The 22,459-nt window shown below is 63.3% G+C and carries 23 protein-coding genes; 1 reads left to right on the forward strand and 22 read right to left on the reverse strand.

From position 1 onward, the window contains the following. Positions 1-104 precede the first annotated feature (104 nt). The 8 genes from BUA38_RS14240 to rimP all read right to left on the reverse strand — a co-directional run bounded on the left by BUA38_RS14240 (position 105) and on the right by rimP (position 8,043). Positions 105-323: a hypothetical protein gene (locus BUA38_RS14240; protein WP_072818580.1), complete on the reverse strand. Its 219-nt coding sequence runs from the start codon at positions 321-323 to the stop codon at positions 105-107. A gap of 44 nt (positions 324-367) precedes the next feature. Next, positions 368-637 carry a 30S ribosomal protein S15 gene (gene rpsO, locus BUA38_RS14245; protein ID WP_072818582.1) on the reverse strand — a complete coding sequence of 90 codons (270 nt, stop codon included), beginning with the start codon at positions 635-637 and terminating at the stop codon, positions 368-370. 2 nt (positions 638-639) lie between these two features. Further along, a complete protein-coding gene (truB, locus tag BUA38_RS14250) occupies positions 640-1,746 on the reverse strand; it encodes a tRNA pseudouridine(55) synthase TruB (protein ID WP_072826117.1) in 1,107 nt (368 codons plus the stop codon). Next, positions 1,746-2,159, reverse strand: a complete 414-nt coding sequence (rbfA, locus tag BUA38_RS14255) for a 30S ribosome-binding factor RbfA (protein WP_072818584.1) — start codon at positions 2,157-2,159, stop codon at positions 1,746-1,748. Before rbfA ends, truB begins: the two co-directional genes overlap by 1 nt. Before the next feature lie 153 nt (positions 2,160-2,312). Then, complete coding sequence (gene infB, locus BUA38_RS14260; RefSeq protein WP_072818585.1) at positions 2,313-4,931, reverse strand: translation initiation factor IF-2; 2,619 nt, start codon at positions 4,929-4,931, stop codon at positions 2,313-2,315. 45 nt (positions 4,932-4,976) lie between these two features. Further along, positions 4,977-5,672 carry an RNA-binding protein gene (locus BUA38_RS14265; RefSeq protein ID WP_072818587.1) on the reverse strand — a complete coding sequence of 232 codons (696 nt, stop codon included), beginning with the start codon at positions 5,670-5,672 and terminating at the stop codon, positions 4,977-4,979. Between the two features lie 22 nt (positions 5,673-5,694). Continuing rightward, positions 5,695-7,308: a transcription termination factor NusA gene (nusA, locus tag BUA38_RS14270; protein WP_072818588.1), complete on the reverse strand. Its 1,614-nt coding sequence runs from the start codon at positions 7,306-7,308 to the stop codon at positions 5,695-5,697. 3 nt (positions 7,309-7,311) lie between these two features. After that, positions 7,312-8,043: a ribosome maturation factor RimP gene (gene rimP, locus BUA38_RS14275; RefSeq protein ID WP_072818589.1), complete on the reverse strand. Its 732-nt coding sequence runs from the start codon at positions 8,041-8,043 to the stop codon at positions 7,312-7,314. Positions 8,044-8,358: 315 nt separating this feature from the next. On the opposite strand from rimP, the gene BUA38_RS14280 reads away from it, so the two are divergent. After that, positions 8,359-9,441 carry a DUF2336 domain-containing protein gene (locus BUA38_RS14280; RefSeq protein ID WP_072818591.1) on the forward strand — a complete coding sequence of 361 codons (1,083 nt, stop codon included), beginning with the start codon at positions 8,359-8,361 and terminating at the stop codon, positions 9,439-9,441. 6 nt (positions 9,442-9,447) lie between these two features. Here BUA38_RS14280 and trmB read toward each other — a convergent pair whose 3' ends face one another. The 14 genes from trmB to murJ all read right to left on the reverse strand — a co-directional run bounded on the left by trmB (position 9,448) and on the right by murJ (position 22,389). Further along, positions 9,448-10,164 (reverse strand): tRNA (guanosine(46)-N7)-methyltransferase TrmB, encoded by a 717-nt coding sequence (gene trmB, locus BUA38_RS14285; protein ID WP_072818593.1) that lies wholly within the window; start codon positions 10,162-10,164, stop codon positions 9,448-9,450. Positions 10,165-10,271: 107 nt separating this feature from the next. Continuing rightward, positions 10,272-10,688 carry a helix-turn-helix domain-containing protein gene (locus BUA38_RS14290; RefSeq protein WP_072818595.1) on the reverse strand — a complete coding sequence of 139 codons (417 nt, stop codon included), beginning with the start codon at positions 10,686-10,688 and terminating at the stop codon, positions 10,272-10,274. A gap of 128 nt (positions 10,689-10,816) precedes the next feature. Beyond that, on the reverse strand, positions 10,817-12,421 hold the full coding sequence (lnt, locus tag BUA38_RS14295) for an apolipoprotein N-acyltransferase (RefSeq protein WP_072818597.1): 1,605 nt from the start codon (positions 12,419-12,421) through the stop codon (positions 10,817-10,819). Next, the gene (locus BUA38_RS14300; protein WP_072818598.1) at positions 12,418-13,530 is read right to left on the reverse strand and encodes a hemolysin family protein; all 1,113 of its coding nucleotides are present in this window, start codon (positions 13,528-13,530) and stop codon (positions 12,418-12,420) included. Before BUA38_RS14300 ends, lnt begins: the two co-directional genes overlap by 4 nt. Positions 13,531-13,533: 3 nt before the next feature. Continuing rightward, complete coding sequence (gene ybeY, locus BUA38_RS14305) at positions 13,534-14,037, reverse strand: rRNA maturation RNase YbeY (RefSeq protein WP_072818599.1); 504 nt, start codon at positions 14,035-14,037, stop codon at positions 13,534-13,536. A gap of 44 nt (positions 14,038-14,081) precedes the next feature. Further along, positions 14,082-15,077: a PhoH family protein gene (locus BUA38_RS14310; RefSeq protein WP_072818600.1), complete on the reverse strand. Its 996-nt coding sequence runs from the start codon at positions 15,075-15,077 to the stop codon at positions 14,082-14,084. Between the two features lie 58 nt (positions 15,078-15,135). After that, positions 15,136-16,551: a tRNA (N6-isopentenyl adenosine(37)-C2)-methylthiotransferase MiaB gene (miaB, locus tag BUA38_RS14315; protein WP_072818601.1), complete on the reverse strand. Its 1,416-nt coding sequence runs from the start codon at positions 16,549-16,551 to the stop codon at positions 15,136-15,138. 55 nt (positions 16,552-16,606) lie between these two features. Beyond that, on the reverse strand, positions 16,607-17,056 hold the full coding sequence (locus BUA38_RS14320) for a Fur family transcriptional regulator (RefSeq protein ID WP_072818602.1): 450 nt from the start codon (positions 17,054-17,056) through the stop codon (positions 16,607-16,609). Positions 17,057-17,138: 82 nt separating this feature from the next. Continuing rightward, on the reverse strand, positions 17,139-17,624 hold the full coding sequence (gene rimI / locus BUA38_RS14325; RefSeq protein ID WP_072818603.1) for a ribosomal protein S18-alanine N-acetyltransferase: 486 nt from the start codon (positions 17,622-17,624) through the stop codon (positions 17,139-17,141). After that, on the reverse strand, positions 17,621-18,316 hold the full coding sequence (tsaB, locus tag BUA38_RS14330; protein ID WP_072818604.1) for a tRNA (adenosine(37)-N6)-threonylcarbamoyltransferase complex dimerization subunit type 1 TsaB: 696 nt from the start codon (positions 18,314-18,316) through the stop codon (positions 17,621-17,623). The genes rimI and tsaB overlap by 4 nt, the downstream gene beginning before the upstream one ends. A gap of 78 nt (positions 18,317-18,394) precedes the next feature. Continuing rightward, on the reverse strand, positions 18,395-18,964 hold the full coding sequence (locus tag BUA38_RS14335; RefSeq protein ID WP_072826118.1) for a NifU family protein: 570 nt from the start codon (positions 18,962-18,964) through the stop codon (positions 18,395-18,397). A gap of 112 nt (positions 18,965-19,076) precedes the next feature. Beyond that, entirely contained in the window at positions 19,077-19,571 is a 495-nt protein-coding gene (locus BUA38_RS14340; protein WP_072818605.1) for a universal stress protein, read from the reverse strand. 123 nt (positions 19,572-19,694) lie between these two features. Beyond that, complete coding sequence (gene trpS / locus BUA38_RS14345) at positions 19,695-20,747, reverse strand: tryptophan--tRNA ligase (protein ID WP_072826119.1); 1,053 nt, start codon at positions 20,745-20,747, stop codon at positions 19,695-19,697. A gap of 97 nt (positions 20,748-20,844) precedes the next feature. After that, entirely contained in the window at positions 20,845-22,389 is a 1,545-nt protein-coding gene (gene murJ / locus BUA38_RS14350; RefSeq protein WP_072818606.1) for a murein biosynthesis integral membrane protein MurJ, read from the reverse strand. Positions 22,390-22,459: the final 70 nt, after the last annotated feature.

Raw genomic sequence — 22,459 nt, forward strand, 5'->3', positions numbered from 1 at the left:
TACGAAAGAAGAGACGCCATTAAACAAAAAACCATGCGCAAGATGGCGGGATGCTGCGCGCGTTGCCGCGTCAGCATCCGGCGATCCTGCCATGGTTTCTGGTTTTAGGATGGCGTCCATCCTTTCGCGTAGGTCACGGGCACCTTGCCCGTTTTGCCCAGCGAGCCGGATTGCTGCTGGACGTTCGTGTTTGAGCGCGATCCTGCGGGAAACCATTTCCCGTCTTTTTGGATCTTGCCCGACGACACAACGGCTTCTGCCGCGTGCCCTTGTCGCATCATCGGTTCCGATAAGCCGAACAAACCGGCACTCGAATCGATCATGCAAAAACGCGCGTCAAACGACGCGCGCGTACTTCACTAAAAGCTCAACGCCGAATATTGTGCTTTTCGAGCAGCGCCTGATAGCGCGCTTCGTCCTTCCGCTTCAGGTAGTCGAGAAGCGAGCGTCGTGTGGCGACCATTTTCAGCAAGCCGCGGCGCGAATGGTTATCCTTCACGTGGCTCTTGAAATGGTCGGTGAGGTTGTTGATGCGTTCCGACAGGATCGCAACCTGCACCTCGGGTGAACCGGTGTCGCCGGTCTTGTTGGCACTCTTCTTGATGACTTCCGCTTTGCGTTCTGCGGTAATCGACATCGTCAGATACTTTCATCGTTGCGAGCCGGGCTGGCAGTCAGCCCGTTCAGGTTAAACACGCGCTTGGGGATGAGTTCGCCATTGCCAATTTCGGCAAGCGCCAAAAGACGGCCTGCCACCGTGACATAGACTGTGCCGCTACAATTGGGCGCATCCCGTCCGCGCAACAAAACGGCTTGGCCCCTGTGGAGCCTTGCCGCATCCGCCCGAGTGACGGCCAGTGCCGGGATGTCGTCCAGCGCGGTCTCAACGGGCAAAAGCGCGTCGGCGAGGCTTCCCTCGCCGGACGCGGCTCTATCGCATAAAGCCTCCAACTGTTCCAGCGGAATCATGTCGTTTTCGTCAAACGGGCCGACCAGCGTCCGCCGTAGCGCGCTAATATGGCCGAAACAGCCCAGAATCCGGCCCATATCGCGGGCCAAAGCCCGCACATAGGTGCCTTTGCCGCACTCCGCCTCGAACACGGATCTGTCGTTATCCAGTTGTTCTGTAAGGGTTAATTCGTGAATCTCGACATGGCGCGGCTTCAACTCGACGATTTCGCCGTCCCGCGCCAGGTCATAGGCCCGTTCCCCCTGGATCTTGATGGCGGAATATTGCGGCGGGATCTGCTCGATCAGGCCGGTGAAACGCGGCAACAGCGCCCGGATCGCCTCGGGCGTGGGCCTGACCTCGCTCGACTTGACCACGCGGCCTTCGGTGTCGTCGGTGTCGCGCTCTTCGCCCCAGGTCACCGTAAAGCGATAGCGCTTGCGGCCATCCATCACGAACGGAACCGTCTTGGTGGCTTCGCCGATCGCGATCGGCAGTCCGCCGGACGCGAGCGGATCGAGCGTGCCGGCGTGTCCTGCGCGCTTGGCTGAAAACAGCCGTTTCACGACGGCGACGGCATGAGTGGACGTCATGCCGATCGGCTTGTCGAGCACGACCCAGCCATGGACGTCGCGCTTGTCGCGGCGCGGCTGCCTGTTCTGCTTCGATGGCTGCTGGCGCGGATCGTTGTTGACGCGCCGCGCGTCGTCGTGGGGCGCGGCAAAAATATTTTTATCAGCCGCAGCCGAATCGGCGATTTGCGGTTCGATTGCCGGATTGGCCGTCGTCACAGTCATCATTCTTCGTCCGAATCGGGTGCGAGATCTCGCTGCACCTCAGGTGTTCGCAGTAATTTCTCGATACGTTCCGCTTCGTCGAATCGGTCGTCGGCGTGGAATCGAATCTCAGGAGCAAATTTCAGGTTAACGCGATGCGCGATCTCGCCACGCAGGAATCTCTTGTTGCGATTGAGTGCAGCGATCACGACCTCGGTGTCGCGGCCGCCAAGCGGCATCACATAGATGGTCGCAAGCTTGAGGTCGGGCGACATCTTCACTTCGGGAATGGTGATGATATGCCCTTCAAGATCGGGATCGTGGACGTCGCCATGCGCCAGAATCTCCGCAATTGCATGTCGCACGGTCTCACCGACGCGCAACTGGCGCTGCGATCCGCCGGGAGCGGAGCTCTTGGTATGGTGGCGGGGCATGATCGTCTCTCGAATTCTTCATGCCCGCGCCTGTCGCGGGCATCCACGTCTTTCCTGCTGCTGAATTCTTTAAGACGTGGATGCCCGGCATAAAGCCGGGCATGACGTCAGACTATTTCAACCTTCCCTATGACGAAGCTGTAAGGATCAGACTTACAGGCTGCGCTGGATGGTCTCGACACGGTAACACTCGATGACATCGCCGACCCGCATGTCACCGTAATTCTCGAACGCCATGCCGCATTCCTGGCCGGCCTGCACTTCCTTCACTTCGTCCTTGAAGCGCTTGAGCGTCGATAGCTTGCCTTCGTGCACGACGACGTTGTCGCGGATCAGGCGGACGTTGGCGCCGCGTTCCACGGTGCCGTCGGTGACGCGGCAGCCTGCGACCTTGCCGACCTTGGAAATGTTGAACACTTCCAGGATCTGCGCATTGCCGAGCATGGTCTCGCGCAGCGTCGGCGCAAGCAGGCCGCTCATCGCCTTCTTCACGTCATCCACGAGGTCGTAGATGATGTTGTAGTAGCGGATCTCGATGCCATTGCGCTTGGCGGCCGCGGCCGCTTCCTTGTTGGCGCGGACCGAGAAGCCGATGATGGCGGCGTTGAAACCTTCCGCCAGCGTCACGTCCGATTCCGAGATGCCGCCGACGCCGGCATGCAGGATGCGGGCGGCGACTTCGTCGGTGCCGAGCTTCTCGAGCGATCCGAGGATCGCTTCCAGCGAACCCTGCACGTCGGCCTTGATGATGAGCGGAAATTCCTTGCGGCCGGACGTCTTGAGCTGCGACATCATCTGCTCGAGCGAGCCGCGCATGCCGGAAATCGAGGCCGCCGCATTTTCACGCTTGCGGTGAGCGCGATAGCTCGTGATCTGTCGGGCACGCGCTTCGTTTTCAACGACGGCGAGGCGGTCGCCGGCTTCCGGCGGACCGTTAAAGCCGAGCACCTCGACCGGCACGGAGGGGCCTGCTTCCTCTACGGTGTCGCCTTGATCCGAAATCAGGGCGCGGACGCGGCCCATCTCGGCGCCGGCGACGATGATGTCGCCGATCCGCAAGGTGCCGCGCTGGACCAGCACGGTTGCCACCGGACCGCGGCCGCGGTCGAGTTTGGCTTCGATCACGGTGCCCTCGGCCGGGCGCGTCGAATTGGTTTTGAGGTCGAGAATATCGGCCTGCAATGCGATCATTTCGAGCAGGCGGTCGAGATTGGTCTTGTTCTTGGCGGAAACTTCGACGTCGACGACTTCGCCGCCGAGCGATTCGACCTGAACTTCGTACTGCAACAGTTCAGTGCGCACGCGTTCCGGCTTGGCGTCGGGCTTGTCGATCTTGTTGATGGCGACAATCATCGGCACCTTCGCCGCCTTGGCGTGATTGATCGCTTCCACCGTCTGCGGCATCACGCCGTCGTCGGCCGCGACCACCAGCACCACGATGTCGGTCACCTTGGCGCCGCGGGCGCGCATCGCGGTGAACGCGGCGTGGCCGGGCGTATCGATGAAGGTGATCTTCTTGCCGCTTTCCGGCGAGGTCACCTGATAGGCGCCGATATGCTGGGTGATGCCGCCGGCTTCACCGGAAACCACGTTGGCGTGGCGCAGCGCATCGAGCAGCGAGGTCTTGCCGTGGTCGACGTGACCCATCACGGTTACCACCGGCGAACGCGGCTCGGTGTCGGTGGAATCGTCGACAGCGTCGAACAAGCCTTCCTCGACGTCGGAAGCCGCAACGCGCTTGACCGTATGGCCCAGTTCCTCGGCGATCAGTTGCGCGGTGTCGGCATCGATCACGTCGGTGATCTTGTGCATCGCGCCCTGCTTCATCAGCAGGCGAATGACGTCGACGGCACGCTCCGACATGCGGTTGGCGAGTTCCTGGATATTGATGGCTTCCGGAATCACCACCTCGCGGATCAGCTTTTCCTTTGGCTCGTTGGATTGATGTCCCTTGAGGCGTTGCGTGCGGCGGCGGAACGAGGCGATCGAACGCTCGCGCACGTCGTCGGCATTAAGGGCCGTAACAAGCGTCAAGCGCCCGCGCTGTTTCTGCGGCGCCGGCTTCGCGGTCGGCTTCGGGGCAACTACGGGACGGCCCGGTCCACCGCGCCGAACCTGGCGCGGACCTTCATCTTCATCAGACGCATCGGCGGCAATACCGGGCGCACGCGCGACCGGGATAGCGGGACGGGCCGGGGTCGTCGCAGGCCGGGCCGCGGTCGCTGTCGGGCGAGCTTCGGCCTCGCCAAAGCGCTTTTTGGCTTCCAGTTCGGCCTTCCGCTTGGCTTCTTCGTCGTGACGGTGACGCTCTTCCTCGGCCTTGCGGCGGGCTTCGGCCGCCTCGCGCTCGGCCTGCTCGATGCCTTCGCGGCTGGCGCGACGCTTGGCTTCTTCTTCCGCGACGCGCCGTTCTTCGACGTCGCGGACCTTTGCGTCCGCAAGGGCGCTGGCGCGGGCGCTTCGTTCATCCTCGGTGAGGGTGCGCAAGACCACGCCGGAATTGCTGCGCGGCGCGGCTGGCGGCGGTGCCTTGCGGGCGGCAGGCGCCGGCGCCGCAGCAGGCTTCGCGATCACCGGCTCGGGCGCATGCGTCTCCGCGGCGGGGCCGTCCCCACCGACGCGGCGCTTGCCGCGTTTTTCCACCACGACCTGCTTGGTTCGGCCGTGGCTGAAGCTCTGGCGCACGGTTCCGGTCTCGACCCGCGGCTTGAGCGACAAGGTCTTGGTCGGCACACTGAGCGTCTTGTCGCCAGGCGTTTTGGTATCAACCATTCAGCAGTCCTAATCCTGTTCTAGTCGTGCGTTTCCGCACGGTCCTTAAATCGGCGAATTCTTGTCCACGGCCGCGGTTCTGTCCTCGTCCGCCATCCGGTATCGGACCAGTATTTGGCTACGTGACAGGAACGTATCGCTCGCCGGGCCCGCGAGCAGGGCAGCATGTATCACATTTGACCGCCCAAGTGCCAAATCCAATTGCTCGGAAGTCAGGACATTAACGATACGAACCTCGGCCGAATGGCCATTATTCCCGCCATTTTGCCTGACGATGGCATCCAATTTGCGGATTCCGTCCGCGGCCCCGTCGGTTGCATGGATCAGCGCCCGGACCGCGCCCGGACCCGGCCGCTCAAGGGCGTCTGCGACCTTGGTAAACCCGGAAACGACCTGGCCGGCTTTGGCGGCCATGGCCAGCGCATCGACGGCAAACCGTTCCAGCAAGACCTCGGTGTCCGCGGCAAGCGTCGCCGTTGCACGGACATCGCATTTGAATCCCTTGCTGAATTGGTGACGCCGGACGGCTTCCGCAACCATCTTGCGCGAAGCTGAAACCCACAAACCGCGTCCGGGCAATTTGCGCTTCAAGTCCGCCACCACCTCGCCGGAGGGGGCGACCACAAAGCGGATCAGTTCGTCGATCGGCCGTACTTCCCGGCTGACCGCGCACATCCGCATGGTCGCGGACTTTTCAGCCCGCGGTCCATGGTCGAGTTCCGGGTCAGCGATGGCGAGCATGGCGTCGACATGGCTCCCAACGTCAAGCCGGTTGATCTTCGGGGCTTGCCGCCGCCGCTTCGGTCTGCTTGTCGAGGTCGGCCTGGGTGATCCAGCCGGCGTGCACGCGCGCCTGCATGATCAAGGCTTCCGCGTCGTCGCGCGAGATATCGCCGCCGGCAAGGATGCCGGCATGCTTGGTGGATTCGCCGCCTTCCTTGCGCTCGGTCCAGCCGACGAGGTCGTCGGTGGCGCAGCCGGCGAGGTCTTCGACGGTCTTGATGTCGTTCTCGCCGAATTTCACCAGCATCTTCGAGGTGACACCCGGAACCTCCTTCACCTCGTCGGACACGCCGAGTTCCTTGCGCTTGTTCTCAAGCTCGGTCTCGAGCCGTTCCAGATATTCCTTGGCGCGGCTCTGAAGTTCGTTGGCGGTCTCTTCGTCAAAACCTTCGATGCCGGCCAGTTCCCGGGAATCGACCATCGCGAGTTCCTCCACTGAGGTGAAGCCTTCCGAAGCCAGCAATTGACCGACGACTTCGTCAACATTGAGCGCTTCCATGAAGACGCGCGTTGAATTTTCGAAATCGGCCTGACGGCGCTCGGATTCTTCCTGTTCGGTAAGAATATCGATGTCCCAGCCGGTCAGTTGCGAGGCAAGGCGCACGTTCTGGCCGCGCCGGCCGATCGCCAGCGACAGCTGGTTGTTGGTGTCGGGCACCACGACCTCGATGCGCTCGCGGTCTTCGTCGATCACGACCTTGGAGACTTCCGCCGGCGCCAGCGCGTTGACCACGAAGGTCGCGATATCGGGCGACCAGGGAATGATGTCGATCTTTTCACCCTGCAACTCGTTGACCACGGCCTGCACGCGCGATCCGCGCATGCCGACGCAGGCGCCGACCGGATCGACCGAGGAATCCCGCGAAATCACGCCGATCTTGGCGCGCGATCCGGGATCGCGGGCGACCGCCTTGATCTCGACAATGCCGTCATAGATTTCCGGCACTTCCTGCGCGAACAGCTTCGCCATGAATTGCGGATGGGTGCGCGAGAGGAAAATCTGCGGTCCGCGCGTTTCACGGCGGACGTCGAAAATATAGGCGCGGACGCGGTCGCCGTTGCGGAACACTTCGCGCGGCAGCATCTCGTCACGGCGCACGATGGCTTCGCCGCGGCCGAGGTCGACGATCACGCTGCCATATTCGACGCGCTTGACGATGCCGTTGACGATATCGCCGATGCGGTCCTTGAATTCCTGGTACTGCCGGTCGCGTTCGGCCTCGCGCACCTTCTGCACGATCACCTGCTTGGCCGATTGCGCGGCGATGCGGCCATATTCCAGCGGCGGCAGCGTGTCGGCGATGGTGTCGCCAACCTGGGCGCCGGGATTGGCCCGCTGCGCATCGACGAGCGAAATCTGGTTGGCGGAGTTTTCGACGGTCTCGACCACCAGCATGTGGCGCGACAGCCGCAGCTCGCCTTTCTTGGCGTCGATCTCGGCGTGAACGTCGGTCTCGCTGCCGTAGCGGGCGCGGGCCGCTTTGGCGATGGCATCTTCCATCGCCGAAATCACGATGCTGCGGTCGATCGACTTTTCGCGCGCAACGGCGTCCGCGATTTGCAGCAATTCAAGCTTGTTGGCACTGACGGCCATGGCTCAGTCTCCTCTTGCAGGATCGATGTCGCCGCGCCGCGCTTTTTCGGCGGCCAGGCGATGTTGTTTGGTGTTTTTCGGGGCCGGCTTCCCGGCCGGCTTTTGGTTGGCATGTGGCGGCGCCGGCGGTTTCAGGCCAAGGCTGCGCTTTAATTCGCGCTCGGCTTTCTTGCCGCGTCGCATCGATTCGGCGACCAGTTCGTCGGTGAGGACAAGCCGGGCCTCGGAAATGTCTTCCATCGTCAGACACACGTCGGCGTCCTCGCCGGCCTTGACGTCGTCGCGACGCAGACGAACCGTGCGGCCCTCGACGCCATCAAGCATTCCGCGAAATCGCTTGCGCCCCTCATGGGCGACCGCCATCTCGATTTTCACCAGATGGCCGGCGAAACGCTCGAAGTCCGAGCGACGCACCAGCGGACGATCGATGCCGGGCGAGGAAATTTCCAGCCGATAGGCGCGGTCGATCGGGTCGGCGATATCAAGCACCGGCGACAGCGCCCGCGAGATCGCTTCGCAGTCCTCGATCTGCATCGACCCGTCCGGCCGTTCGGCCATGATCTGCACGGTGCAGCCGGCTTCTCCCGAAATCTTGATGCGAACCAGCCGATAGCCCATTCCGTGCAGCACCGGCCCTGCGACCGCCGACACGCGCGCCGCCGCGCCCGGCTCGACCACGAGCCGCGGCTCGTCGAGCAGGTCGGTCTCAAAGGAACCAGGCGTTGGATCGGTCATATCCAGGGTCAATTTGGCCTTCAGGGCAGACTTGGCTGTTGTCTTCGGCGCGTATCGTCCGGGGTTCCCCGCCTTATCCGGCCGAGGTCTCCTCAGGTAATAAAAAAGAGCGGGTCCCGGGGGGCCCACTCTCGATACGCGATCGTATGAGAAACTGTAAGTTGAGGCGGATATAGCGGTTTTTGGCTGGTGCCACAAGGCCCGCGCGATCCCGGGGACATTAATTTTGCTGCGTTCCGCGGCGGCCAAACCTAACCCTTCTTTCACCATGCGCCCCTAGATTGCCGGACGACCTGCGCGTTCCAGTAGAGTTTCATGACCATCGCCACGCCGCTCATTCCCGGGCTTGATGAAATCGTCAGGCGGGGCGATCCCAAACGCCTTGCGGAGGTGAGCCGCGGCATCGCGGAACTATTCGTGCAGGGGGCCGCCGGCTTCCAGCCCCGCCACATCGAACTGTTCGATCATCTCCTGACCGGCATCGTCCCGCAGACCGACCTTGCGGCCCGCGCCGAACTTGCCGAACGCATCGCCACCATCGCCAACGCGCCGCCGGCCTTGATTGGGCAACTCGCGCGCGAGGACAACATCTCGATCGCAGGTCCCGTGCTGCGCCGCTCGCCCGTGCTCGACGAGCAGGCGCTGGTCGAGATCGCGCGCGTGAAGGGTCAGGATCACCTGCTCGCCATGACGGAGCGCGCGAGACTTTCGCCCGATCTGACCGACGTGATGGTGCAACGTGGCGAGCGCGATGTGATCCGGCGTGCCGCGGCCAATGCAGGCGCGGCGTTTTCGACGATCGGCTATTCGGCGCTGGTCAAGCGCGCGGCCAAGGACGGCGTGCTGACGATCACGGTCGGCCAGCGCAACGATCTGCCGGACCGCTTGCTGAAAGAACTGCTGACGAGTTCGGTCGACGTCGTGCGCCGCCGCCTGTTCGACATGGCCGAGCCTGGCCGGCAGGCCGCTGTCGCCAAGGCCATGGGCGAGATTTCCGGCAAGGCAGAGCAGCCGGCGAAACAGCGCGATTTCGCGCCGGCGCAGCGCACTATCCTGTTGCTTTACCGCGCCGGCGACCTGGGTGAGACGGCGCTGCTCGATTTCGCCAAGGCCTATCGCTACACCGAGTCTGTCGCCGCGCTGTCGGCCATGTCGGGCGTGCCGATCCCTGCGGTCGATCGCCTGATGTCCGGCGATCGCCATGACCCGATCCTGATCATCGCGAAGGCAATCGGGCTTGAATGGGCGACCGTGCGGGCGCTGGTTCTGCTGCGGCTCGGTCCGGCGCGAATTCCAGCCTCCGCCGACATCGATAGCGTGCGCTCGAACTTCATGCGGCTGTCGCCGTCGACCGCGGAGCGGGTGGTCAGCTTCTGGCGGACGCGCGAAACAGCCTAACGCGCTCTATCCGGTCTTTCTGAAAATCAGATAGGCGGCGGTGCGGCCTTCGCGCATCGCTTTGCGGCCGTATCGCGTCATCGTGTAATCGCGCCACGGTTCGCGCCAGTCGGAGACGCGCTCCGCCGTCCAGACGAAGTCGGACGCGCGCATGAAATGCGAAAGCGTCCAGGCGCAGTAATCGGCGATGTCGCTGACGAAGCGAAACTCGCCGTCGGTTTTCAGCGCGCGCGCCATCGCTGCAATCATGGCATCCTGCACGAAACGACGCTTCCAGTGCCGCCGTTTTGGCCACGGGTCGGGATGGATCAAATCGATCCGCGTCAGCGAGTTTGCCGGCACCCAGGCCAGCAGCTCGGCTGCGTCGCCGGCAAACAGCCGGATATTCTGGATGTTGTTGGCCTCGATCAACGTCAGGATCTTCGCCATGCCGTTGACATAGGGCTCGCAGCCGATGAAGCCGGTATCCGGAAAGGCTTGCGCTTCCGCGATCAGATGCTCGCCGCCGCCAAAGCCGATTTCCAGCCGCACCGCATCGACCGGCGCGCCGAATAATTCAGTCAGTCTGCCTGGCTGCGGGCTCAAGATATCGAGCGAAAGTCCAGGCAGCAAATGCGCGATCAGGTCGGCCTGGTGCGCGCGCAATTTGTGGCCCTTGCGGCGGCCAAAGAAGGCGCGCTGCGCCTGCAGGCTCGCATCGTTCTCGCCGTCTGGTTCGCTCATCGCAGTGTCCGACAAATCCGAAAAGGGTAGGGCTCGAAGCCAGGGCCCGGTTCAATAGCATCATTGCTCATCCCCGCAACGGCGCTTCAAAGCGGTATCGGGGGCGTTTATCGCTTGTCGGGATTTTCGTGGGCGGCGATCTGTTCGACGAGATCGACGATGCTGCGCCGGAGCTTGGCGTCACTGATGCGGGTAAAGGCGCGGGTCAGCGACAGCCCCTCGGAGGTGGCGAGGAAATCGGAAACATAGGAAGGCGAGGTGGCTTCGGAGTTGCCGTCGGCTTTCGCCGTGCCGGTCGGTCCGCCCTCGAACAGAAACGATACCGGCACCTGAAGGATTTCGGAGATCTGCTGTATGCGGCTCGCGCCGACGCGATTGGTGCCCTTCTCGTATTTCTGCACCTGCTGGAACGTCAATCCGAGCGCCTCGCCAAGTTTTTCCTGGCTCATGCCGAGCATGATGCGGCGCATGCGCACCCGGCTGCCGACATATTTGTCAACAGGGTTGGGCGCTTTGGTCGACATCGCCAACGCTCCTCCAGACGAGTGTGGCGGTTCAGAAGTGCCGCTGCACAGGATGGATTATGCCTCAGGTGCTGATGCCGTCAAAGCAAAGTCGGGGTCGAACCTTGATCCAAAATGACGCTCCCCACCTATTTTGCGGTGCGCCGCCGAATCACGAACAGCCATGCGGCTGCAAGGATGATCATGATCGGAATATCGCCGGCGCGCGCGTAAGCCGTCGGCGGGATCGCGGCCGGCAGGCCGGAATCCAGTACGCCCTCAAGCCCGAGCCCAAGGCTCGCCACCGTCCGTCCCACCGGGTCGATCACGGCCGAGATACCCGTATTTGCGGCGCGAACGAGCGGCAGTCCTTGTTCGATCGCGCGCATGCGAGCCTGCTGAAGGTGCTGATAGGGGCCGCTGGAAATTCCGAACCAGCCGTCATTGGTGAGATTGACTATCCAGCCCGGCCGGTCGCCGCGTTCGACAACATGACCGGGAAAGACAACCTCGTAGCATATCAGAGGTAGCATTCTTGGCGCGTTCGGCACCTCCATGCTGCGACGACGTGTACCGGGGATGAATCCGCCCTGAACCCGCGTCAGTTGTTCGAAACCGATTTTTTCCATCAAGTCCTGGAACGGCAGGAATTCGCCGAACGGCACCAGGTGCAGCTTGTCGTAGACCGACAGCACGTTGCTGTCGTGGTCGATGACGTAGATCGAATTGTAGGCGCGTGTGATCCGCGTGCCGGGCGGCACGTCGGGGGCGCGCACTGAACCTGTGATCAGCACCGTTCCCTTCGGCAGGAGATCGGAGATCTGCGCCATCGCGTCGGCTTCGCGGGTCAGGAAGAACGGAAACGCCGATTCCGGCCAGATCAGGATGTTGACGTCGCGCACGCCGGTCGATTGCGGTCCGGACGCGCGATCGGACAGCGTGAGATATTTCTTCATGACGTCGGCTTTGGCGCCGTAATTGAATCTGGCGTCCTGCTGCAAGTTGGGCTGCATGATCCGCAGCCTGGTGTTGGTCAGCATGAGCGTCGGCTGCCGGCTCAGGCGGATCGCGCCAAAGACGGTCATGGAAAGCAGGACGATCAATGCCAGCGCAGGTGCAACCCAGGGCTTGCGTCCGCGGGACGTGCCGTCGATCAGCACGGCCGGGCTTGCGAAGATCGCTACCGTCAGGAAGGTCAGGCCCCACAGCCCGATCAATGATGCGGTCTGTGCAAGCGCCAGCGGTTCGCTCAAGGCATAGCCGAGCGAATTCCACGGAAAGCCGGTGAGCGCGTGGCCGCGCAACCATTCGCTCATGGTCAGGCTCGCGGCCAGTGCGATCACGCGTGCGGCATCCCGCGTCCAGAACAGCCGCGCGAGCGCGAAGCCCAACGCCATGAACAGCGCGAGATAGGCCGGCAGTCCCAGAATCGCGAACGGCATCAGCCATGCGAAGGTCGGCGCGTCGACCAGGAAGGCGTAGCCGATCCAGTAGAGCCCCGGCACGAAATAGCCGAGGCCGAAGCACCAGCCGGTCAGCGCGGCCGCCGGCACGCCGCGCCAGCGCCCGGCGGCCGCGCCGTCGATCTGCCAGACCATGACCGGAAGCGTCAGAAACAGCACGGGCCAGGCGTTGAACGGCGCCATCGCGAGCGAGGAAAGCGCGCCGGCGAGCAGCGCAAGGCCGGCGCGCTTCCAGCCCCAGGTCAGGATGATCGCAAGACCGATCGAGCGAAGTCTGCTGGAAGCCGTCACGATGAGGCGGCTCCGTCGCCCGGCGGGTTTGTCTGTTCGCCCGGCTGCGGGCTATCTGGCGCGGGATCGCGGCGGCGGCTCTCGCGCGGGGTACGCTGTGGCGTGCGTTCGCGCTCCTTTCGCGTGGCGATGCGCAAGCGCTTGACCCGTCGCGGGTCGGCATCGAGCACCTCGATTTCGAAATTGCCGGGCCCCGAAATCACTTCGCCGCGCACCGGCAGCCGGCCGACATGGGTGACGAGAAAGCCGCCCAGCGTCTCGACTTCCTCGCCGGCTTCTCCGGTCACGAACTCCTCCCCGATCACCGAGCGGACATCATCGAGGCTGGCGCGGGCATCGGCAATGAAGGAATTATCGGCTTGCCGGACCACCGCCGGGGGCTCGTCGCTGTCGTGTTCGTCGTCGATCTCGCCGACGATCTGTTCGACAATGTCTTCGATCGAAACCAGCCCGTCGGTCCCGCCATATTCGTCGACGACCAGCGCCAGATGAATGCGCGAGGCCTGCATCTGCGCCAGTAGGTCGATCGCGCGCATCGACGGCGGCACGAACAGCAGCTTGCGGATGATGCTGGCTTCCGAGAGCGGCATCGCCAGATCGACCGCGCGCAGATCGAGGCCCGCCGGCGGCGGCTTTTTGGATCTGGTCTTCGTCCGGGGGGTTGCGGCCCGCGCCGTCATGAACGCCAGCAGGTCGCGGATATGGACCATGCCTTCGGGGTCGTCGAGGGTTTCGTTGTAGACGACAAGCCGCGAATGCGCGGCGCTTTCGAACAGGCTCATCAACTCGCCGAGCGGAATATCGTGTTTGACCGCGACGATGTCGGCGCGATGGATCATGACATCCGCGATCCGCCGCTCGTGCAGCGAGAGGATGTTGCGCAGCATGGTGCGCTCGACAGCGGAAAAGCCGACCTCGTCGGGCGTCGAAGTGTCGAGCACGACTTGCAGATCGTCGCGGACCGATCCCGGCTTCCAGCCAAACAGCGTGCGGATCGCGCGCGTCAGCCAGTTGTCTGCTGTGGGGCGCATGACCTCGCCTTCCTGCACGACGGCTGGCAGGTTCGGCGTGTTGCGCGGATTGTCGTGGATTGGGTCGGAGTCCGGCATTCCTTAATCCCTCCGCTCCGCGTAGGGATCGGGAATGCCGAGCTGCGACAGGATCTCGCGCTCGAGCGATTCCATGGTTTCGGCCTCCTGGTCCTGCTCGTGATCGTGGCCGATCAGGTGCAGGAAGCCATGGACCGCAAGATGGCTGAGATGATGGTCGAACGGCTTCTGCTCGTCGTCAGCTTCGCGGCGCGTCGTTTCATAGGCGATGGCGATGTCGCCCAGCATGCGTGGCGCATCGCCGGCCTTTCGCGCGCCCTGTGGCTGCAGGGCCGGGAACGACAATACATTGGTCGGCTTGTCGATGCCGCGCCAGTTGCAATTGAGCGTGCGGATGCCCTCGTCGTCGGTCAGCATGACCGCAAGCTCGCTCTCGCCGACATCGGCCGCGACAAACTCGGCCGCAGCCGCAATCGCGCGGTCGATCACGGCCTCGGCCCCGGGCTCGGCCTGCCAGCAATCGGCGACGACGAGAATTTCGGTAATCGGAAGGGCAGACGGTGCCATCGGTTCGGAGTTCTGTATGCGGCGGTGAGGCGCTGTTCCAGGCGTCACTTCTTGTCGGCCGCCGGCCGTTGCGGCAAGCCTTCGTAAGCCGCCACGATCCGTGCCACCAGCTCATGGCGGATCACGTCTTCGGCGGTGAATCGGACCTGGGCAATGCCGTTCACGCCGTCGAGCAGCTTGACGGCTTCCGCGAGCCCCGACGTCTGGCCATGCGGCAGGTCGACCTGGGACGGGTCGCCGGTGATGATCATGCGGCTGTTCTCGCCGAGCCGGGTCAGGAACATCTTCATCTGCATGGACGTGGTGTTCTGCGCTTCGTCCAGAATGATGACGGCGTTGGTCAGCGTGCGGCCGCGCATGAAGGCCAGCGGCGCGATTTCGATTTCGCCGGTCTGCAGCGCGCGCTCGACGATGCGCGAATCCATCAGATCGTATAGCGCGTCGTAGATTGGCCGCAGATAAGGATCGACCTTTTCGCGCAGGTCGCCCGGCAGGAAGCCGAGCCGCTCGCCGGCTTCCACCGCCGGACGCGACAGGATGATGCGGTCGACTTCTTTACGCTCGAACAGTTGCGCGGCATGCGCGACCGCAAGCCAGGTCTTGCCGGTGCCCGCCGGGCCGACGCCGAACACGAGTTCGTGGCGTTTCAGCGCGCGAATATAGGAATCCTGTGCGGCGGTGCGTGCGCGAACTGGGCGCTTGCGCAGGTTGATGGTGTCGAACGAGGACTTCGCCGTCTTCGGATCGAATTCGAACAGCGAACCCTGCGAGATCACGGCGCGGATCGCGCCTTCGACTTCGCCCTGGTCGACATCCTGTCCCTTCACCGCCTGCGCATACAGCGTTTCGAGTACGCGTCGCGCCGCATCGCAGCCGTCGCGCGACCCAGCCACCGTGATGTGATTGCCGCGCGAATCGACGACGACGCCGAGCCGCCGCTCGATCAGCGCCAGGTTCTGACCGTAAGGTCCAACCAGCGCGGAGGCGGCGCGGTTGTCGTCGAAGTCGATGACGAACTGGGTCTCGGGCGGAACTTGCATGTCGCGGCTACGGTTGGGAACGAGTGAAGGCGAATCCGATGCGCTTTTTGGCAAGGGTTCAGGCTCCCATTCGCGTTTCAGAGGAATTGATGGAGGGCTGGGTGCCGGAAGGCGCCAGCGTCGGCAGCGGGCCGGCGAGCTCGCCGAGCAGGCTGTAGCGCTCGAGGCTGTCGATGCGAACCGGCAGCACCTGTCCGATGATCGATTCGCCCGCCATCACATGTGCCGGCTGAAGATAAGCGGTGCGGCCAACGATCTGGCCCGGATTGCGTGCCGCGCGCTCGAACAACACATCGACGGTGGTCCCAATCGCGGCCTTGTTGAAGGCCGATTGCTGGCTGTCGATCAATTCCTGAAGCCGCGCCAATCGCTCGTCCATTTCGTCCGCTGACACCATCTCCTGCATGTCCGCCGCCGGCGTGCCGGGCCGAGGCGAATACTTGAACGAATAGGCGCCAGCGTACCCGATTTGTGTGACCAGAGCGAGGGTGGCCTGAAAATCTTCCTCGGTTTCGCCGGGGAAGCCAACGATAAAATCCGATGAAAATGCAATGTCTTGGCTAACCGCGCGGAAACGATCGACCGCGCGGCGGTAATCATCGGCGGTATGTTTGCGATTCATGGCGCTGAGAATCCGGTCCGAGCCGGATTGCACCGGCAGATGCACAAACGGCATCACCGCCGGGATGTCGCGATGGGCTTCGATCAGCGCCTCGTCGATGTCGCGGGGATGGCTGGTCGAATAGCGCAGGCGGACAATGCCGGGAATTTCGGCGAGGTAGCGCAACAGCGTGCCAAGCGACCAGGTCCGGCCGTCCGGTCCTTCGCCGTGATAGCCGTTGACGTTCTGACCGATCAGGGTGATTTCGCGAACCCCGTGGTCGGCGAGGCGCTTCACGTCGTCGACGATTTTGGCAACGGGGCGTGAAACCTCGGCGCCGCGCGTATAGGGCACCACGCAGAACGTGCAGAACTTGTCGCAGCCTTCCTGAATGGTGACGAACGACGAGATGCCGCGCGCGCGGATCTTGTCCGGCTTCGGCGGCGGCAAAAATGCGAACTTGTCTTCCGTCGGAAATTCCGTCTCCAGCGCGCGGCCGTCTTTTTCGGCGCGGGCGAGCAGTTGCGGCAGATGATGATAGCTCTGCGGCCCCACGACGACATCGACCACCGGCGCGCGGTTGATGATCTCACGGCCTTCGGCCTGCGCGACGCAGCCAGCGACGGCGATGTTCATGCGCCGGCCCTCGCGTGCCGCTTCGTCCTTCGCGACGCGGAGCCGGCCGAGTTCGGAATAGACCTTTTCGGAAGCTTTCTCGCGGATATGACAGGTGTTGAGGATGACGAGGTCGGCATCGTCCACGCTTGCGGTCTCGACAAAGCCTTCGCCAGCCAGCGTGTCCACCATGCGTTGCGCATCGTAGACATTCATCTGACAGCCGTATGACTTGATGTGCAGTTTGCGTGGCTTCATGGAACCGAAATGTTGGGTCGGAAAGGCGTGGCGCGCTTCAGGATTTGACGCGCTTTCAGGATTTATCGTCTTCGAGCGGAACGCAGTAGAGTTCCAGCCGGTGATCGACCAGGCGATAGCCGAGCTTGCGGGCGATTTCGGCCTGCAACTTCTCGATCTCCTCCGAGGTGAACTCGATCACCTTGCCGTCGCGCAGGTTGATCAGATGATCGTGGTGGCTGTCGCGCATCTGTTCGTAGCGGGCGCGGCCTTCGCGAAAATCATGCCGTTCGATAATGCCGGCATCCTCGAACAGCTTGACCGTGCGATAGACCGTCGAAATCGAGATCTTGTCGTCGACCGCGACGCAGCGGCGATAGAGCTCCTCGACGTCGGGATGATCCTCCGCTTCCGCCAGTACGCGCGCGATGACGCGCCGCTGCTCGGTCATGCGCATGCCGGTGGCGGCACAACGCGCCTCGATGCCGGTGGCAGCAAGCGCGGGATTGGGCTTCAGTGTGGTCATTTGCCGGATGTTACCAGGACAGTTTTGCCGCTCTCGTCGATCATCATATCACGTTCTGACGTTAGATTCGGACCACTAGATGTCACGACAAGTCGCGCCGCATCAAGAGCGCATCCAGCGCTTCCCCGCCGCTTTGCCGGTAATAGCGTTCACGGCGTCCAACGACGCCAAATCCGGCCCGTCCGTAAAGTCGGCGGGCCGGCTGGTTATTTTCTTCCACTTCCAGAAACACCGTCCGGATGCCCCGGCCGGCGAGGTGACCCAAATGGGTCAACAGCAGGTTGTTCGAGAGCCCGCGGCCGCGATGGGATTCGGCAACTGCGATCGACAGGATCTCGGCTTCGTCCGCAGCCATCCGCGACACCGAAAAACCGATGGTTTTCCGGCCCAGTCTCAGGCGATGAACCATCGTGTTGCGTTCCGTGAGCATGGTTTCGAATTCGCTCTCACCCCAGCCGCGGTGAAAAGAAGCGCCATGGATCTGGGACAGCGCTGCTGCATCGCGCAACGTCGCCGGTTCGACCACCGCCTGCGGGCTGCTCCATAATTCGGAGAGCCACGCCATCATGGCGAAGCCGGCGGCGCGGCGCCTGCAAGTTCCTTGGCCGGCTTGGCGTCGGGCGCCCGCAGATAAAACGGACGCGCGGGCGCCGTATTCGGACTGACCGCGGCCCCTAACCATCCGACCCATGCGATGTCAGGCGCGGCTTGCGGATCGACCTTGACCGGGGGAACCGCGTGTGACGGCCAGCGCTCGGCCAGAAGGGGGGCGGCATTGCCGACGATATGCGGTGCGCCGAAGCGCCAGGCGTTGAGCGCTTCCGTGATCGGTGTCACGCGCGGCCTCACCAGCGCGCTTCCGTTACCGCTGACGACCTGAAGATAAACGTGGTCATGGCGTGCATCGATGGCGGAAACCACGGGAGGTTCGAGATTCTGGCTGACGATGGGCGCCGCATAGGCTGCCAGCGTCGTGACGCCCACCACGGGAATATTGGCGGCGAGCGCGATGCCGCGAGCCGCCGACAGACCAACACGGAGCCCGGTAAAGCTTCCGGGACCGGTGGTGACGACGATGCGGCCGAGGCTGGTGAAAGCGGTGCCTGATGCGGCGATCACGCGCCCGATCAGCGGCATCAGCGCTTCCGCATGGCCGCGCTTCATGGCCTGGGATTCCTGGGCGATCAGTTTACCGGCCTCGGTGTCGAGCACCGCGGCGGCGCAGGCATCAAGCGCCGTATCGATGGCGAGGATCAGCATGGAAGGGCAAATCGCAAAGCGCGGCGGGTCAACCGAGGGTAAGATCTGACGCGCGATTTTTGATCCGCCATCCGTCTCTCACATCGGCCGCACTTCGACCACTTCGGGCACGAAGTGCCGCAGCAAGTTCTGGATGCCGTGCTGCAGGGTCGCGGTGGAGGAGGGGCAGCCGGCGCACGAACCCTTCATGTTGAGGTAGACGATACCGTCCTTGAAGCCGCGGAACGTGATATCGCCGCCGTCGTTGGCGACCGCCGGCCGCACCCGCGTCTCGATCAGGTCCTTGATCATGTCGACGGTCTCAGCATCGGCCTCGTTGAAAAACTCATCCGCTTCGTCGGTTGCCTCATCGCTGCCGGCGCTGCCGTCGGCCAGCAACGGCGCGCCCGACATGTAGTGCTCCATGATGGCGCCGAGGATCGCCGGCTTCAGGTGCTGCCAGTCGCTGTCGTCCTTGGTGACGGTGACGAAATCCGAGCCGTAAAACACGCTGGTGACGCCAGGCACGCCAAACAGTTTTTCGGCGAGTGGCGAACGTGTTGCGGCCTCGCGATTGGCAAATTCCATGGTGCCGCTGTCGAGCACGGTACGGCCAGGAATGAATTTCAGGGTGGCGGGATTGGGCGTGGCTTCGGTCTGGATAAACATGAAAATCTCCGGCATCGCCGGTTAAAGGCCGGCGTGTGAGGTCTCTCTATCAAATGGCGATCTAGAACGCACGGTCAAGGGTGGGAATCCACCCCAAAACTAGCCTAAGTGCCTAAGAAAGCGCGTCGATTTCCGTATCGCTCAGGCCGCCGGGCACGATCACGATGGGGATCGGGAAGGTCCCGACCGCATTGGCCATCGCCGTGATGATCGGTCCCGGGCCCTCGGGGCCGGCATTGGCGGCCAGGACCAGCATGGCGATGTCGACATCCTTTTCGATCACGTCGATCACCTGCTCGGTCGGGTCGCCCTCGCGGATCACCCGTTCGGGCGTGATCGCAGCGATGCCGTTGGCGCGGCCCGAGGCGCGATCGAGCGCGGCGTTGGCGTCTTCCATGGCCTCGGCGCGCATGATGTCGGCAACACCCAGCCATTGCTGATTCTGGTCTTCGATCTCGATGATGCGAAGCATCACCACGCCGCCGCCGGCGCGGATCGCCCAGCGGCTTGCGTAGCGAACCGCGCGATCCCATTCCGCGGTGTCGTCAACGATGACCAGGCATTTCGGCTTGTGACCCGTCTCGTAGCTGCGTCTTTGGGTGGTCATGCATGTCCCGGTGCTGAACCAGACCGGACGCATGCTGCCATGGCGTGGCCATCCGCGACAAGCGGGCCGGACGGCGAGCTAGTGTGCGTCGCGGCATTTCTTTACAAATTTTACAAAGCCGGACTAGCGCTTCCGAATGAAGCCGACGATGTCGCGCGTGAGCTTCATGGTTTCATCGGCGATCGCGCGCGCCCGGTCGGAACCATCGATCAGGATGGCGTCGACATGGCCGGGATCGGCGACCAGCTTCTTCATCTCGGAGGCGATCGGCGCAAGTTTTGCGACGCAGAGCTCGACCAGCGAATTCTTGAAGCTGGAAAACTGTCCGCCGCCGAATTCGCCGAGCACGTCGGCTTTTGTACGGCCTGATAACGCGGCAAAGATGCCAACGAGGTTGTCGGCTTCGGGGCGGCTCTCCAGACCCTTTTCTTCCGACGGCAGCGGTTCCGGATCGGTCTTGGCCTTGCGGATCTTCTGCGCGATGGTGTCGGCATCGTCGGTGAGATTGATGCGCGAATAATCCGACGGGTCGGACTTCGACATTTTCTTGGTGCCGTCGCGCAAGCTCATCACCCGCGTCGCCGGGCCCGTGATCAGCGGCTCCGGCTGCGGGAAGAACAGGCCGTCGTTGAATCCGTGGCCGCGAACGGAATCGCCGAAGTCGTTGTTGAACTTTTGCGCGATGTCGCGCGCGAGTTCGAGATGCTGCTTCTGGTCCTCGCCGACCGGCACATGGGTGGCGCGGTACAACAGAATGTCGGCGGCCATCAGCACCGGATAATCGTAAAGTCCCACCGACGCGTTTTCGCGATCCTTGCCGGCCTTCTCCTTGAACTGGGTCATGCGGTTGAGCCAGCCGACGCGGGCGACGCAATTGAATATCCAGGCGAGTTCGGAGTGGCCGGTCACCTGGCTCTGGTTGAACACAATATGCTTCTTCGGGTCGATACCGGAGGCGATGAAGGCCGCGGTCACTTCGCGCGTGTTGCGCGCGAGCTCGGCCGGGCCGCCCCAGACGTCGATCCCTTGCGTGATCGCGTGCAGATCGACAACGCAATAGAGACAGCTATGGGTCTCTTGCAGTTTCACGAAATTGACGATCGCGCCGAGGTAATTGCCGAGATGCAAATTACCGGTCGGCTGCACGCCAGAAAAAACCCGTTCCACAATCGCCATGATCAGCGTTCCGAAAAAGCCATCTATCGTTCGCGCCGTCGTCTCCGACGACGCCTCGCGCCGTCCATTGCCATGCAAGTCTCAACCGCGCAAGCGCTCAGGTCCCGCTTTGGCGGAGCGCATGGATCGCCTCACGCCAGCGCAGCACGCCGAACAAGGCGAGACACAGGCCGTAAACCGCGATTCCGGCTGATATCAGCGCCGCCACCAGGACGAAATGCATTAACCCGGTTTCGTTTCCGCCCGCGTTCAGCACCGCTGGCGCCGACAGCCATAACAGGCCTCCCATGGCGAGTGCGGCCGCCACGATCCGCGACAGCCGCCGGCGCGCGGCCGGGTCGATCGAGAAGCCGAAGGCGGCGAGGCCTTTGCGGATCAGGTCCAGCGCGCTGCTCCAGGCGCCGAGCGCGATGGCCGCCGCGATGCCGCGGATGCCGAATAATTGGCCGAGCACGATGGCCAGAGCAATGGCGACCGCAAGGCCTTTGAGGGTGGCCCATAACGGCGTCGTCGTATCGCCTCGTGCAAAGAACGCCGGCGACAGCGCCTTGATCAGCACCTGCGCCGGCAGGCCAAGCGCGAGCCACACCAGCGCGGACGAAGTACCTGCCGTATCGGTCGAACTGAAGGCGCCGTGCTGAAACAGGAGCTGCACCACCGGCGTGCTCAGCGCCATCAAGCCAAGTGTCGCGGGCAGCGCCAGCCCGACGGCGAGCTCAAGACCACGCGATTGGGCATGTGTCGTCGCGCTCGAATCCTCGGTGTGCACGGCCCGCGCAAGTTCAGGCACGAGCACAGCGCCGACGGCAACGCCGACAATGCCGAGCGGCAGTTCGATCAGGCGATTGGCAAAATAGAGCCATGACACCGCAGACGGTGAGCCCGATGCGATGATCGCGCCGGCCACAATCAGCAATTGCGGCCCGGCGCCTGCCACCATTCCGGGGATGGCCTTGGCGAGGAAGCCGCGCATCTCGGAATCAATGGTGACGCGCAACGGTGTCGCGAGACGGTCGCCGCGCGATCGCAGGATAAGGATCAGCAATTGCAGCAATCCGGCCAGGCCGATCGTTGCGGCGAGCGCAAGCGCGGCGTCAAGCGCGTCGCCTCCTTTGAGGAACACGAGAACCATCACCGCGATCAGGGCGCCATTGAACAGCAGCGGCGCAAACGCCGTCAGCGCGAAGCGGCCTTGCGCATTCAACAGCGCCATGGTCACGGTGGCGGGACCTGCGAAAGCGAGATAGGGCAGCATCAAGCGGGCGTAATCCACCGCCAGATCCTGGGTGGCTTCGGCAAAGCCGGGCGCCAAGGCCGAGATAATCACGGACATCGACACGCAGGCTGCGACGGTTATCACAATCAGCGCCGTGCTGATGGTGCCGAGCACGCGGCCGGCAAAGGCGCTCGCGGCCGCCGGGCCTTTCGTCTCCTTCACGGCGAGCCAGGCCGGCACCAGCGCATTGTTCAATGCGCCCTCAGTCAGCAACCGCCGCACCACGTTGACGAGCTGAAACGCCACCAGAAACGCATCGGCCACGGGGCCCGCACCGAGCAGCGCAGCGACCATCGCATCGCGCGCAAAGCCAAGCATGCGCGAGGCCAACGTCCCCGTCGAAACCGTGAGAAACGAGCGAATCATGGCCTCTTTCTATAGCAGAGGGCGGATTTGAGTTTGCCTCGGTCGCACCGATCATGATAGGCGGCTACCA

The sequence above is a fragment of the Bradyrhizobium erythrophlei genome, from assembly GCF_900142985.1.
Taxonomy (GTDB): Bacteria; Pseudomonadota; Alphaproteobacteria; order Rhizobiales; family Xanthobacteraceae; genus Bradyrhizobium; species Bradyrhizobium erythrophlei_B.